Origin of the sequence: Psychrobacter glacincola, assembly GCF_904846215.1 — a bacterium.
GTDB classification, from domain to species: Bacteria; Pseudomonadota; Gammaproteobacteria; order Pseudomonadales; family Moraxellaceae; genus Psychrobacter; species Psychrobacter glacincola.
On the sequence record NZ_CAJGZK010000012.1, the window covers coordinates 78,805 to 92,835 of the forward strand.

Below are 14,031 nucleotides of genomic sequence, written 5' to 3' on the forward strand. Positions count from 1 at the left end.
TAGAAGAGATGGCTGATGCAAGACTTAATAAAAAAATCCGGACAAGTAAAGCTATTGGTCATGGACGTTGATGGGATTTTATCAAACGGTCAAATTATCTATGATGCCAATGGTATTGAGACCAAAGCATTTTCTGTCTATGATGGTGTAGGCGTCAAGTCATTAGCCCGTTATGGTATTTTGACCGCAATTATTACCGGTCGTAGCAGTCCTATGGTTGCTAAGCGGGCAACAGAGATCGGCGTAGATTATATTGTGCAAGGTCGTGATGATAAGCTGGTGGCGTTAAATGAGCTGCTTGCAAGCCTTGATCCGGCGCTTAATATCACAGCTGCTGATTGCGCCTATATGGGCGATGATTTGCCTGATATCAAAGCCATGCAAACGGTAGGATTCGCGGCTACTGTACCAAATGCCCATGCGGAGGTTATCAATCGCAGTGATATGGTGACCACGCGAGTCGGCGGTACAGGCGCCGTACGTGAAGTATGTGATCTCATTTTAAAGGGTCATGGACATTACCAAGACTTTATCGCGCACTATACGCTTGATGAAGTAAAAAATCAGGATGACTTATCGTGAATACTCGTGTTTTAATAGTCATTACCTTGATCATAGCTGGTCTTGCTGGTTGGTTTTTTAAGCAGCAAGGGGAAATCACGCCGCCAGTCAATATTGAAACCTCTAATGTCGATTATGAAGCAACAGATATTAAGGCGGTACAGACAAACGAGCAAGGCGAAACAGAATATGAGCTAAGCGCTGAGTCATTGACGCACAATCCAGCAACCAATCAAGATGAGATAAAAGGCATTACCATGAACTGGGAGCCTTCAGATGAGCAACGTTATCGTATCGAAGCGGGTACAGCGGCTATCAGTCAGCAGACGGGCGAGCTGAGTTTATCAGGTGGTTTTTCCTTAATCAGTGAAGGCAAAACAGCTAAGCCTGAAGTCGAACCCATTAAGGTCACCGGTGCCACATTGAAAGGTAATACCAAGTCAGGTCAAGTGTATAGTAATGATCCAGTCAAGGTTGAACAAGGTATGAACCGTTTTGAAGCATCGAGTATGAAAGCCAATCTTGAAATGGGCGACTATGAATTTGGTCAAGTGGCGGTCTCTTTTACACCCGCTGATCGTCAAGACAAAGCCTTGTTTTAATTAGCATATTATTCAGTGAAGCATCTAGCAGGAAGTTTGCAAACTCTACTACCCATTATAAAACGAGTAATTTTCATGAAATCTAATTCTTTGCCTACTTTACGCTTGCTATCGACGCGCTCTATTCAAGTGTCGCATAGATTGCGTACATTACCAGTAGTCATGCTGTTGGCGCTGCCATTATATAGCCATGCTTTGCCATCAGATGCCAATCAGCCGATCAAACTATTGGCGGACAAAGCCACTTATAGTGAGCGTAGCGGTATTACAAGCTACTCCGGTACGGTAGTTATTACCCAAGGTACATTTAAGATGACGGCCGACAATATTACGGTCAATTTATCACAAGGTCGCAGTATCAATTCTGCAGTAGCGACTGGACGTCCAGCGACGATGCAGCAGGTTGTGACGCAAGAAAAAGGTCTGGCAAAAGGTCAGGCAAATAAGATTGACTACAATGCCGTTACAGGTATTGTCACGCTGACGGGCAATGCAAAATTGGTACAAAATGGCGCAAGTTTTGCCGGAAACGTTATCCGCTATAGCCTAAAAGCCGGTGATGTGGAAGCGACCGCTGGCGGCAATCAGCGCGTGGAATTGGTGTTCCCGCCTAATAATAGCAACAGCCAAAGCAGCATACGCTAAGCGTTATAATCAATTAAGCCAAGACCCATAAAGCCAGTAATAACATAAATAAGCGACTGAACATCTGATCAGTTGGCATGAAGTGGAATGCTGTCATATTATGAGCAAGGTATAAGTCAGTTATGAGTAAGTTATGAATGATAATAGAAATAACAACCCTGTAGTACCAACCGATCATGTTGAGCCAGTTGCTCGTTTATCGATGCAAAACTTGGGTAAGCGCTATGGTAAACGCTGGGTTGTTAAAGATGTCTCATTTTCTGTTGAGCAAGGGCAAGTGGTTGGATTGTTAGGTCCAAATGGTGCCGGTAAAACGACCAGTTTTTATATGGTAGTCGGACTGGTCAATATGGATAAAGGCCGTGTCACCTTGGGAAATATGGACTTATCCAAATATGCCATGCATGAGCGTGCGCGTGCCGGTATTGGTTATTTACCACAAGAAGCCTCTATTTTTCGTAAGCTATCCATTGAAGACAATATCTTAGCGATTCTGCAAACTCGTAAAGATTTAAATAGTAACCAGCAGCGTCAAGAGCTTGAAAAGCTCATTGATGATTTTCATTTGGAGCATGTACGAAAATCTCTGGGCATGAGTGTATCAGGCGGTGAGCGTCGTCGTTGCGAGATTGCTCGCGCCTTGGCAGCTGACCCCAAATTTATCTTATTAGATGAGCCTTTTGCCGGTGTAGATCCTATCTCTGTTGGTGATATCAAAGATGTTATTTTGGCGCTCAAACGACGCGGTATTGGCGTGTTAATCACTGACCATAATGTCCGTGAAACTTTAGCGATTTGTGAAAAAGCTTATATCGTCTCAGAGGGCGCTATCATTGCTGAGGGCACCTCAGAAGAAGTTCTAGAAAATGAGCTGGTAAAATCTGTGTATCTTGGTAAAGACTTTCAGGTATAGATTGGCTAACTTATTATTTGATTGATTTCTTATCTAACCATGCTGACATAAGATTCGCTACTGTGCATTCTTAGTCAGCCCTCGCCATGTGTTGTCTATATTTTGCCGTTTGCAAAATCCTTCTATGAAACATTGCTTCTTAAAGCAACTGCTTGTTTATCTTAATATTTATACTTTAGTTCTTATCTTCAAAAATACGCTTATAAGCGTCATTCCTTTTCATATACTCTCTATTTTAGACTTGAACACCTGCATAAGGCTTCTATATTATGGCAAAAAATAAAACCAGTTATGTCTGTCAAGCTTGCGGCGCTCATTTTGGCAAGTGGGCAGGGCAATGTAGTGATTGCGGCGAGTGGAACAGCTTACTTGAAGCACCCAATGTCAGCATGCCACATCATAATAAAAACGTAGCAAAGCCCAATGCTGGTCGCGCCATACCTCGTAATGCAAGTGGTGCTGGTACACCGGCGGGCAATTATGCGGGCACGCATAGTGCTGTGATGCCGCTCAATGCGGTGAGCGTCGGTTTAGATACCCGTTTACCAACAGGTATCAGTGAGTTTGATCGCGTATTGGGCGGCGGTTTGGTTGCCGGTTCTGTGGTATTGATTGGCGGTGACCCCGGTATCGGGAAATCGACTATTCTATTGCAAACGGCGACCAATATGGCAAAAGCTGATTCACTGGCAGGGAGTGCGCTGTATGTGACTGGCGAGGAGTCATTGGCACAGGTCGCCATGCGAGCAAAGCGCTTAGATTTGCCTGCAGACAGACTTCGTGTCCTTGCAGAAACCAATGTGGAAACGATTTGCGCGGCTTTAACGCAAGAGCAGCCGGCGATTGCCATTATTGACTCTATCCAGACCATTTATACCGATGCCATCAACTCTGCGCCAGGCGGAGTCAGTCAAATTCGAGAGTCAGCGGCTATTTTGACACGCTATGCTAAACAGACAGGTACGGCGCTGTTTTTAGTGGGACATGTCACCAAAGAAGGCACACTTGCCGGTCCACGCGTACTTGAGCATATGGTCGATACTGTCTTGTACTTTGAAGGACAATCTGATTCGCGTTTTCGCATGATTCGCGCCGTCAAAAACCGTTTTGGCGCGGTCAATGAGCTAGGTATTTTTGGCATGACAGATATGGGACTAAAAGAGGTCGCCAACCCGTCAGCGATATTCTTGAGCCGTTATGATAAGCCTGTGGCTGGTTCTGTAGTCATGGTCAGCCGAGAAGGCACAAGACCGCTATTAGTAGAAGTGCAAGCCTTGGTAGATGATTCTCAAGGCTCACCAAGGCGCATGGCATTAGGATTAGACTTTCAGCGCTTGTCCATGCTATTGGCAGTCATGCATCGCCATGGCGGTATCCATACCAGCGGACAAGATGTGTATGTCAACGTCGTGGGCGGTGTTAAAGTGATAGAAACTGGGTCGGACTTGGCAGTATTATTAGCCTGTGCGTCCAGCATTAGAGAAAAAGCATTGCCATCGTCATTGGCGGTCTTTGGTGAAGTCGGTTTATCGGGCGAAATTCGTCCTGTCCCCAATGGACAAGAGCGTTTAAAAGAAGCCATGAAGCATGGGTTTAAGCATGCCATTATTCCTAAAGCCAATGCGCCTGCCAAAGATGCGCCGCAGTTTAAAGGCATTAATGTGATCGCAGTCGAACGTCTTGATGATGCCATTGCCAGTGCATTTGAACTGTAATTTGCTGTCGTTTGTTAAGCTATAGTTAAAATATCTCAAAAACGCTACGGTGCTGCCGGTATAAATTTTTTGCAGCCTCTGTCTGCGTAGACACAGCAAACAAGAAAAATTGATACCCGCAGTACATAATGGGTCGATATTACTTTTCACTGACTATAACATTTACAACTATATACCCTGTAAATTTAAGGCATAAAAAAGCGCCCAACTCACTAGCAGTTAGGCGCTTTTATTTAGATCTAAAATACTCTTACAAAACCGTTAAAGGTTTAAACCTCGAATGGTCTAAAACGTTAATGGTTTAAGAAGAAGGTCCTGAAACACGCTCAATAGCGACGTTACCAACCCCTTTAGCAGTAATACCAAGTTTTTTGGCAGCACCATAAGATAAATCCATCACACGGTTGCCATGGAATGGACCACGATCGTTTACTTTAACGATGACGCTTTTACCATTGGTTTTATTGGTCACTCTAACATAGCAATTTAATGGTAGTGAGCGATGAGCGGCTGTTAAACCATTCATATCAAAGGTTTCACCGCTGGCTGTTTTGCGACCATGAAACTGACGACCATACCAAGAGGCTAAGCCGGTTTGCTTGAATTTGCTCACAGAGTTAGAGGCGACGGCTGTTAAGCGCTCTAACACATCTTCATCATTACTAACTTGGGCGGTATCACTGGCTAACAGTGAGCTGCTAAGCGCTAATGAGGTAGGTTGGCGTGCAGATTTGACTAAGCTTGATGCGCCGTCATGTTGACGACTGAGTTCACCGAGTACACGGTCGATATGGGAGGCGTTATCTTGCGAGATCATAGCAAGAGAGGTTCTTGATTCTACAGCATTTGCATTAGAAACGATTGCAGAGCCAGCAAATAGTACCGCTGACATTGTAAGTAAACCAGATAAACGCTTATTCATAAATACCTCTATGACTTATACCTTAGAACCTAACTCTAAAAACATCTTAGAGTGAGCGAGATAGTGTTAGACCAATTTAACAGTACCGCAAACTCAAAAACCGATATCAATCTATCTTTTCCATAATGATTGATTTTATCGTTCGGCTTTTATAAGTTCTAACATATGTTAATTTTTAATTCGTGATCATAACTGGGTGGCAGTTTTTATAACCCACTTATGACACGCTCAAATGATAGTTAACAATCTTGATTAAAACATTCATCAACAACTAAAATTAGATACTAATCTTCGACAAACAGCCTTTTTAACATTGCAAAGTTAATAAAGGGTTTCAAGAGTCTTACGTATAAGTTTGTTATTAAACCGTTAATTAAGTAGTGACTTTGAAAGTCTGAAATCTACAAGTTGCTAACTATACGGATGAGCTACAACGACAATATAATTAAATGCTAACTTTCTTAGTAGCTCTGTACAGGTTATGTATAAATGACACTAAGACGAGATTAACGCAAATAATTGTAAAAAACAAGGAATAAAACCTGTTGGGATTGAATCCTAAATACTTAATATTAGTCATGGTTAATAAGAGTAATATTTACAGTTATCTCTAATAAAATCATGCATTTAGCTGTTCCACTAGAGTAGAGAGATGGTGGTTTTTATCACAGTTTATGTAGAATTGTTTACAAATAAGTTGGGCGCAAGTGAACTTATTTACAGCCAATCGCACATTCTGTGTAACTGCCACTTAGATTAAATACCTGACATTACGATCATTAAACACAATTATTGAACACAATCATAAAGCAGACATGCATAGGTCAAACAGCAGTAAGCTTAGTGCGTGTCAATAAAACGACGGCTAGCTATTACATTGACCGTCATAGAATGATGATTTATACGATTCTGGATATATTTCTAGGTTTTTGCCCATCGCATCCAAAATGGGCGCTGAATTTCCTATATAATTTGAACCATCTCATTATTGCTGATTCATTCAATTTAGGCTTTTTTCTTAGCAAAAAAGGCTTTTTATTAGGTAAAAAGGGCACTTTATGTTTAACGCTTCCTCGACTCGTCTAAATAAATATATCAGCGAAAGTGGTATTTGCTCCAGGCGTGACGCTGACCGCTTTATTGAACAAGGTAATGTGTACATCAATGGCAAGCGTGCTCAAGTTGGCGCGCAAGTGGTTGCTGGAGATACGGTAAAAGTCAACGGGCAGCTCATTGAGCCGCGAGAAGCCGATGATTTTGTTTTTATTGTATTGAATAAGCCAGTGGGCATTGTGAGTACCACGGAAAGCTCGGAGAAAAACAACATTGTTGATTTTGTTAGACATTCGGTACGTATCTTTCCGATTGGCCGTTTGGATAAAGATTCCCAAGGTCTGATATTTTTGACCAGCAATGGCGATTTGGTGAACAAGGTATTGCGTGCTGGTAATAATCACGAGAAAGAGTATTTGGTAACGGTAAATAAACCGATAACGGACAGCTTTATTGAGGGTTTAGCGGGTGGTGTGCCAATGCTTGGCAAGATGACGAAAAAATGCCCGGTTACTAAGGTAGCGCCTAATGTATTTAACATCACGCTCGTGCAGGGTTTGAACCGTCAAATTCGTCGTATGTGTGAGCATTTTGGCTATGAAGTCACAAAGCTCGAGCGTACGCGGATTATGAATGTGAGCCTCAAGGGTACTCCCGTTGGAGACTGGCGAGACTTAACACCAAAAGAGTTGTCTGATTTACTTAAATCTATAGAAGGTTCTTCTTCAGACGCGAGTACTCCAGCCAAGAAATCTCGTAATGCGTCGCGAAAAAATGCTCGTACTGATACCTCATCAAAGCCAAAAGTATCTTCAAAATCAACGGGAGCTGCAAAGGGCAATAGCAAACATCCCAAGGATGGTGCTAGAAAACCAGCGGATTCTAAAGGTAAAGATAGGCGTCCTTTTGGTGATGGCAAGAAGTCTCATGGCAATGGCAAACCGGCTACCAATGGTAAGCGCCCTTCAAAAGGTCGAAGTTCTAAGCGGTAGTAGTTTCGCGATCATAAGTTTTTAACGTGTGACTGCTTTATTCATGTTTTAAATGTCCGTAAGCTAAATAATTTTAACTTTGACCTTAACAGGAGAATATTATGTTTAAAATAAAAGTAGAACGCATTGTCAAAAAACCGATTGATGAGGTATTTGAGGCACTGAGTGACCACGCCAGTTATGGCTCATTTAAAGCTGTAGGTGTAGCTAAGTTGGTGAATGAAGGTAACGACGAGCGCAATGGCGTTGGGGCTTTACGTACCATTCAATCGGGACCTGTTAAGTTTTGGGAGCGAATTACGGCGTTTGAGCGTCCTACTCATATGCAATACCGAATCGAAAAATCTAGACCTATAAAAATGCAACATGATAAAGGCGTCATTGATTTGAAAGACTTGGGCGATGGAACCACACACGTGACTTGGGTGTCTGAGGGTCGATTGACTGTACCATTGCCATTAATCGGTCGCCTATTTGATCATCAAATGCAGAAACAAGGAACCATAGGGTTTAGTAGCATACTCAAATCTATAGAAAGCCGCTAATCTAGCGGCAATGTTGGGGTCTTAATATAACTATCTAGTGGTGGCTTATTTTATTTGAGCCATCACTGGCAGCTTTAATCTGCTTTGTTCTTAGCAGCTTCAATCTCGTTAAAGCGCGCTAACTGCTCTTGTGTTGCTTTCTGTTGATGCTTCTCTTTCCACTCAGCATAAGGCATACCATAAACCAGCTCGCGCGCATCCTCGTATTCGATGTCAATACCACGCTCTTCACCAGCAGCTTTATACCATTTGGATAAGCAGTTACGACAAAAATCTGCAAGGTTCATTAGCTCAATATTTTGTACATCTTTACGCTCATCTAAATGAGCCAATAAGCGACGAAATGCTGCGGCTTCTAATTCGATGTTTGATTCTAATTTTGCCATAACATTTTTCCTAATTGTAATTGAGTCATTTCAAAACTGAAATGATACTAACGATAGAAATATCGCGCAACCTGTGTTGATCTATATTAAAAAAGTCTATTAGTAAACTTATTATAGTAAAGTTTATCAACTTAGAGTCTTTTAATCATAATATTGAGCCATTTTTCATTTCTATCTGCTCTTTGGTCAATCGCGAGCCAAGTTTCTGCTTTGAATTCATGTATAAATTTTTTGTAGTCTCTGGGTAATCCCCCCAGTAAATAAGAACACTTACAAATAGAGATTAACTGCTAAAATAAACCAGCAGGAGAATCCTATGAAAAAGACACGCTTTAGCGACAACCAAATCGTCAACATTCTTAAACAAGCAGAACAAGGTGAGCCTATTACTGAGCTCTGTCGTGACCATAATATTGGACAGAGCACTTTTTATAACTGGCGCTCTAAGTATGGCGTTATGGATGCCACGCTTATCAGTCGCTTAAAAGAGCTTGAGATTGAGAATGCTCGTTTAAAGAAAATGTATGCTGATGAATGTCTTAAATCAGACATCCTACAGGACGCCATGACAAAAAAGTGGTAGCGCCGCTTGGGCGCCGTGAGATGGCTTGTCACTACATTGAAGAGCGTGACATCAGCATACGCAGGGCATGTCTGATTTTTAATATCAGCGTGACTTGCTACTACCATAAGTCTGTCGCCTCTGATGAGAATAAGCAGATCGCTGACTTGCTCATAAATCTAACCGAGCAGAATAAGAATTGGGGCTTTGGATTGTGCTTCTTAACCCTACGCAATGTGTTGGGGCTGCCATACAATCATAAGCGTGTGTATCGCATCTACTGCGAGCTTGAGCTCAACCTTAGGATCAAGCCTCGCCGCCGCCGTATCAAACGCGCCAAACCCGTGCCACTTGCTGTACCTGATAAGATAAATCAAAGCTGGAGCATGGACTTTATGCACGATGCCCTAACCGATGGCCGCGCCTTTAGGCTGTTTAACGTGATTGATGATTATAACCGTGAAGCCCTAACGGTTGAGATTGACTTCTCACTACCCGCTCAAAGAGTGATACGTAGCTTAAACCAGCTGATTGAATGTCGAGGTAAACCTGTTCAAGTAAGGTGTGATAACGGCCCTGAATACATTAGTAATGCGCTCAAAGACTGGGCTTGTGATCAAGGCATTACGATAAGCTATATTGAGCCTGGCAATCCACAGCAAAACGCTTATGTTGAACGCTACAATAGAACCATGAGGTATGATTGGTTAAACCAAGAGCTGTTTACTACTTTAGCTCAAGTCAGAGAACAAGCTGAACACTGGTTATATCATTATAATAACGAGCGCCCAAACATGGGCAATGGCGGTTTTACACCTATACAGAAACTAAATCAGGCAGCTTAATTCTATTTATTAAGTGTCTTATGGTTGGGATGGTTACCTTACACTTACGGACGGCTACGCGCTTTTCATCGATATCAGATGCAGTATTTTAATGCTCCTGATGTGGTTTTTGCATGGGGAGAAAACAAGCAGATCGTCAAAGCGAGTATGATATCCCCTCGAGTATATAACGCCATGCATAGCGCACTACAAGTATCTGAATTAAACAAGAGTCAAAAGCTGTTATGCCAGACGATATTGATTCTAGCGTATCGTACTGGCATGCGTATTAATGAAATTGCAGGTATAAAACTCAAAAATATAAAAGATCTTTCGGATATTAGCGTTGTACTTACGCCAAACCCTTATCTACGTCTTAAAAGTAGCAGTACTAAAAGAAGGATATTATTGGCGGCACTTTTAAAGAAAGAGGAGCTAAGAATAGTTACGTCGTTTATTGCTCAGCAAGAAAGAATGGGGGCGTCGTATTTGTTCTCACAAGGGGCTAGTAGGCAGCCACTACCGACGTACTTTTTTAGCAATTTGATGAGAATACTATGGGATAGAGTACTTGGACAAGATAATCACAATTATACTTTTCATAGTTTCAGGCATACGGCAATCAGTCAGCTGGCATTAGCCATCAATCAGTCTACATTAGCACAGGTAATGACTGATTATACTATCGAGGATTGCCAAAATATTGCTGACAGTCTTGCTGGTTACCATCAAAATCAAGGTACTTGGTTTGGGTTAGCAAGCTTTGTAGGTCATCTGACTTGTGACACTACCTTTGAGCATTATATCCATACCACACATTTATTAGCAGGGTGGCAGTTAAGCAGCGCTAAAATTGAAATACCTTTTACGGTACTACAGAATATAACTGCTATAGATTATCAAACTGTCAATTATTATGATAAAACTGCCTATGACAAATCTACTAAGACAGTAGCGTTAAAAAAATTGAGGCCTTATTTTGCAAAAAAGCTAAAAGCACATCACAATCCTTTGTTTACAGCACCCGATGTGAGCGCTCAACTTATCCAGCAGAATACTGAAGATGATGCGATACATCGCTCTATTTTTATTGATACTAGATATGATGCTGTTATTAGCTTTATAAGAGAGATAGATAAAATCAGACCTGAGTTACGTGAAAAAGATTTGGAAAATATAGCGATAAAACACGGTATTTATCTAAACAATGCACGAGAGTTATACAAAAACGCGAGTGGCTTAAATAATAACGCCAAGCTCATCACTCAAGTCAAAGATCAAACTGCTCAAGCGATTATTACCACGGCATTGGATAATGCTTATAACATGTCCGTACAGAAACCTGATACATTGCGAGAGTTTGTCAGGACCTATCAAAAAAAGCACATTACCTCTAGATCTTACTTAAAGTTTGGCATTAAAGAGTCTCAACATGAGTTATTGGCTGAGTTTTTGAAGATAGGCTGTGACATTATTGCTTCTCACCATTGGCAACTGACTTCTACCAAGATAAAAGAGGTTAGGAAGTTCAAGAAGAAGCATAAACTCGATAGCACCATTAGGGTAGAAGCTAACCAAAACTGTGTAGGCTTTGAAGTTAGAGTTGTCAGAAAAATGAAATCCAAATCTGAAAAACAAGCTACTTATGAATCGTCCGGTGTTTTGAAGTTTTTGGGAGAGATGTTGGTAATGCTGCTTGACTGGAGTAAAGATGAAGAATGATTTAGCCTAGATTATAACGTCAGGCTGTGTAACTGAAATCTTCCAAGTTTAAGTCTGCAGATTTGACAGCATAGGTCAATGCAGTCTCTAGGTAGAAAATAGGATAGATACTACTCAATGGTCTGTTCTGCCAAGCGGTGATGTTAGCAAAGCTGCTAATACTACCAGCTATTTGCTCAGCCAGTTTGTTAATGTCAGATTGAGTAGTCATTGCTTATTCTCCGGTTAGTGAAATATAAGCAGTGACACAGTTTTTAGAAAAGTTTCTAATGTTTACGTTTTCTTCAGCATAGCTCAGTCTTATGCCAGGACACTTTTTAGAACACTACCTTTTTTAGTTATAATCCACCATATTTTCTGTTGAATTCAATGTCACTCATTAGTAGCAAGATGATAAACTCAATAAATGCTATGATTGCAGGTATAAAAGTCCAACAAAATAGTAAGTAGATAATACCCATTCCAACCTGACCCAAGTAAAATTTATGGACTCCAAAAGCACCAAGGAAAAAAGCTAATAAAGCTGCTATTACCCTACTTTTACCATTCTGTGCTGATACAAACCCATTTGACATTGCTATCTGTCTAACGCCACACTTAGGACATATTTCAGCTTTCATATTAATATTCGCTGCACAATCAGTACAAAATTTCTCATTTTCATTTTTAAATCTTTGAGTAGCTACGTTGTTCATAAATACATTCCTTAGATAAAATTTTAAATAAAAGCTATGATTTTTTTAAAATACAATTATGTAATTATTAATAGGTTTTCTAATATCGTATGTTACTGACCCCTGCCGTCAATTCCGTACAGTCAAACTTGGGAGATTTTAGTTACGCAGCCTGACGATAATAATCAAACCACACCTGTCTTGGCGATTTATAGCCCAAGCCCTTTTGAATCCTAGTCTGATTATAATATAACTCAATATATCCAATGATATCGCTGATGGCTGCAAATCTTGTTTTATAGTCTTGGTGATACACCAGCTCGTTCTTCCTTGCAGAGCAGTGCTCCTCACCCGAGAAGCTTTCTATTGGCGCATTGTCAAAGCAGTTGCCTTTAGCACTCATTGATCCTTTAAACTGATGCTGCTTAATGATCTTATGGTACGCGTGGCTACAGTACTGACTGCCTCTATCAGACTGCACAATTAGCCCTTGGCTTGGCCCTTTATTTTTGATTGCCATATTGAGTGCACGGCATACTAAATCCGCTGTCATGCGCTTATTAATGGCGTAGCCGACCAGCTCTTTGGTGTATAAATCTTTTACTCCAGCTAAATACAACCAGCCCTCAAGCGTCCAAATATATGTGATGTCACTGACCCACGCTTGGTTAGGGCGACTGGCATCAAACTTCTGATCCAGTACGTTTGGATAGACCAGCTTGTTGTGATTGGAGTCGGTGGTGACTTTAAAACGTTTGTGGCGACGGCATTTGATGCTATGTTCTTCTTTAATGCTTCTGACCATGTATGGGCTGATATCATGCCTTTGTTCACTTAAATGAGCATGCAGACGCTCAATACCATAGCGCTCTTTAGTTTCACTGTGAGCAGCTCTAACCAATAGCTCAGACTGGTTACGATGTATCTGTTGGTCGCTGATATCGCGATTTATCCAGTCGTAATAGCTTGATGGCTTTACTTTCAAAACACGACACATGCAAGTGATGCTAAATATTTGCTGGTTGTCTTTAATAAAGGCGTACCTGACTAACTGTGCTTTGCAAAGTACGCCGTGGCCTTTTTTAAGATCTCGCGTTCCTCTTCAGCGATTTTAAGCTGGCGTTTTAGCCGTTTCACTTCTTCAAGCGCACTCATAAGATCAGGATCATATTGAGCTGTTCCTGCAATTTTGCCTTGATTGGCTTTATTGTGCCAATTAGATAGCGTTTGCATGGCGATACCAAGCTGCTTTGCAGTCGCTGAAATATTGCCATTATTATCCGCTATCTTCTTGACGGCTTCGGCTTTAAATTCTGTACTATAATTTCTGATCTTCTTGGTCATGGTAAACTCCTCATTGAGTCGTTAGTTTACCAAGTTTATCTCTACGGTTTCTTCAGCATAGCTCATACAACTACAATTCAAAAGTTATTCGTAAGTCAACATGCTTTAAAGGTAAACAAGAAAAACAGATGATTAACTCTAATATTTACAATGAGCGGGTCTTGAGAAATTCTTTTTGAAGTACAAATAGCGGTATGCTAGCTCAGTAATTTTAATATGCTCACTATAACTGAGTCGAGTGACGATATAAGTTGAGCGATAAATAAGTTTTTTATGTTTATTTAAACTTATACTAGCTTACTCATATTTGTACTTAAGTTGCAAAAAGTTACCTAATTATTACAATCTATTATTATGCACTTTTATCGACTCATGGCAACTGAAATTTCATCATATTTAGGCATTTAACTATGTAGTCAGTTTACAAATACAGCACATATCCTGAAATAACTTATCCAAATTATTCTCCATCTAACCTTGGCATAGAAACTTCGCTTATGCTCACTTTTTTTCAATGGGGTTTAGATTAGGGCTGTAGGGTGGCAGCCATAGAATACGATGGCCATACCTG

The 14,031-nt window shown here is 41.0% G+C and carries 13 protein-coding genes and 1 pseudogene; 9 read left to right on the plus strand and 5 right to left on the minus strand.

The features are described from left to right. Positions 1 to 15 precede the first annotated feature (15 nt). The 5 genes from JMW90_RS08550 to radA all read left to right on the plus strand — a co-directional run bounded on the left by JMW90_RS08550 (position 16) and on the right by radA (position 4,436). A complete protein-coding gene (locus JMW90_RS08550; protein ID WP_201563199.1) occupies positions 16 to 582 on the plus strand; it encodes a KdsC family phosphatase in 567 nt (188 codons plus the stop codon). Continuing rightward, positions 579 to 1,163: an LPS export ABC transporter periplasmic protein LptC gene (gene lptC, locus JMW90_RS08555; RefSeq protein ID WP_201563201.1), complete on the plus strand. Its 585-nt coding sequence runs from the start codon at positions 579 to 581 to the stop codon at positions 1,161 to 1,163. The genes JMW90_RS08550 and lptC overlap by 4 nt, the downstream gene beginning before the upstream one ends. A gap of 75 nt (positions 1,164 to 1,238) precedes the next feature. Then, on the plus strand, positions 1,239 to 1,808 hold the full coding sequence (gene lptA / locus JMW90_RS08560; protein ID WP_379607825.1) for a lipopolysaccharide transport periplasmic protein LptA: 570 nt from the start codon (positions 1,239 to 1,241) through the stop codon (positions 1,806 to 1,808). 202 nt (positions 1,809 to 2,010) lie between these two features. Continuing rightward, positions 2,011 to 2,721, plus strand: coding sequence for an LPS export ABC transporter ATP-binding protein (gene lptB, locus JMW90_RS08565; protein ID WP_379607833.1), 711 nt, complete (start codon positions 2,011 to 2,013; stop codon positions 2,719 to 2,721). 269 nt (positions 2,722 to 2,990) lie between these two features. Continuing rightward, the gene (gene radA / locus JMW90_RS08570; protein WP_201563205.1) at positions 2,991 to 4,436 is read left to right on the plus strand and encodes a DNA repair protein RadA; all 1,446 of its coding nucleotides are present in this window, start codon (positions 2,991 to 2,993) and stop codon (positions 4,434 to 4,436) included. A 301-nt stretch (positions 4,437 to 4,737) separates the two neighbouring features. Here radA and JMW90_RS14070 read toward each other — a convergent pair. Beyond that, positions 4,738 to 5,085 (minus strand): annotated as a pseudogene (locus tag JMW90_RS14070) (septal ring lytic transglycosylase RlpA family protein); the annotation flags it as partial. Positions 5,086 to 6,416: 1,331 nt separating this feature from the next. On the opposite strand from JMW90_RS14070, the gene rluF reads away from it, so the two are divergent. Next, entirely contained in the window at positions 6,417 to 7,403 is a 987-nt protein-coding gene (gene rluF, locus JMW90_RS08580) for a 23S rRNA pseudouridine(2604) synthase RluF (protein ID WP_201563209.1), read from the plus strand. A 101-nt stretch (positions 7,404 to 7,504) separates the two neighbouring features. Beyond that, positions 7,505 to 7,948, plus strand: a complete 444-nt coding sequence (locus tag JMW90_RS08585; RefSeq protein WP_201563211.1) for an SRPBCC family protein — start codon at positions 7,505 to 7,507, stop codon at positions 7,946 to 7,948. 74 nt (positions 7,949 to 8,022) lie between these two features. On the opposite strand, the gene JMW90_RS08590 is transcribed toward JMW90_RS08585, so the two are convergent. After that, positions 8,023 to 8,334: a DUF1244 domain-containing protein gene (locus tag JMW90_RS08590; RefSeq protein ID WP_201563213.1), complete on the minus strand. Its 312-nt coding sequence runs from the start codon at positions 8,332 to 8,334 to the stop codon at positions 8,023 to 8,025. A gap of 316 nt (positions 8,335 to 8,650) precedes the next feature. Between JMW90_RS08590 and JMW90_RS08595 the strand changes: the two genes are divergently transcribed. Further along, a protein-coding gene (locus tag JMW90_RS08595; RefSeq protein ID WP_201563215.1) for an IS3 family transposase occupies positions 8,651 to 9,741 on the plus strand; the annotation gives its coding sequence in 2 pieces (ribosomal slippage) (positions 8,651 to 8,903 and positions 8,903 to 9,741; 1,092 coding nt in all). 174 nt (positions 9,742 to 9,915) lie between these two features. Further along, positions 9,916 to 11,442, plus strand: a complete 1,527-nt coding sequence (locus tag JMW90_RS08600) for a tyrosine-type recombinase/integrase (RefSeq protein ID WP_227691910.1) — start codon at positions 9,916 to 9,918, stop codon at positions 11,440 to 11,442. Positions 11,443 to 11,461: 19 nt separating this feature from the next. On the opposite strand, the gene JMW90_RS08605 is transcribed toward JMW90_RS08600, so the two are convergent. From JMW90_RS08605 to JMW90_RS08615, 3 genes are all read right to left on the minus strand, one after another. Further along, positions 11,462 to 11,653, minus strand: a complete 192-nt coding sequence (locus JMW90_RS08605) for a hypothetical protein (protein ID WP_201563219.1) — start codon at positions 11,651 to 11,653, stop codon at positions 11,462 to 11,464. 127 nt (positions 11,654 to 11,780) lie between these two features. Continuing rightward, the gene (locus tag JMW90_RS08610; protein WP_201563221.1) at positions 11,781 to 12,137 is read right to left on the minus strand and encodes a TM2 domain-containing protein; all 357 of its coding nucleotides are present in this window, start codon (positions 12,135 to 12,137) and stop codon (positions 11,781 to 11,783) included. 142 nt (positions 12,138 to 12,279) lie between these two features. Next, a protein-coding gene (locus JMW90_RS08615) for an IS3 family transposase (protein ID WP_201563224.1) occupies positions 12,280 to 13,460 on the minus strand; the annotation gives its coding sequence in 2 pieces (ribosomal slippage) (positions 12,280 to 13,205 and positions 13,205 to 13,460; 1,182 coding nt in all). Between the last annotated feature and the right edge of the window lie 571 nt (positions 13,461 to 14,031).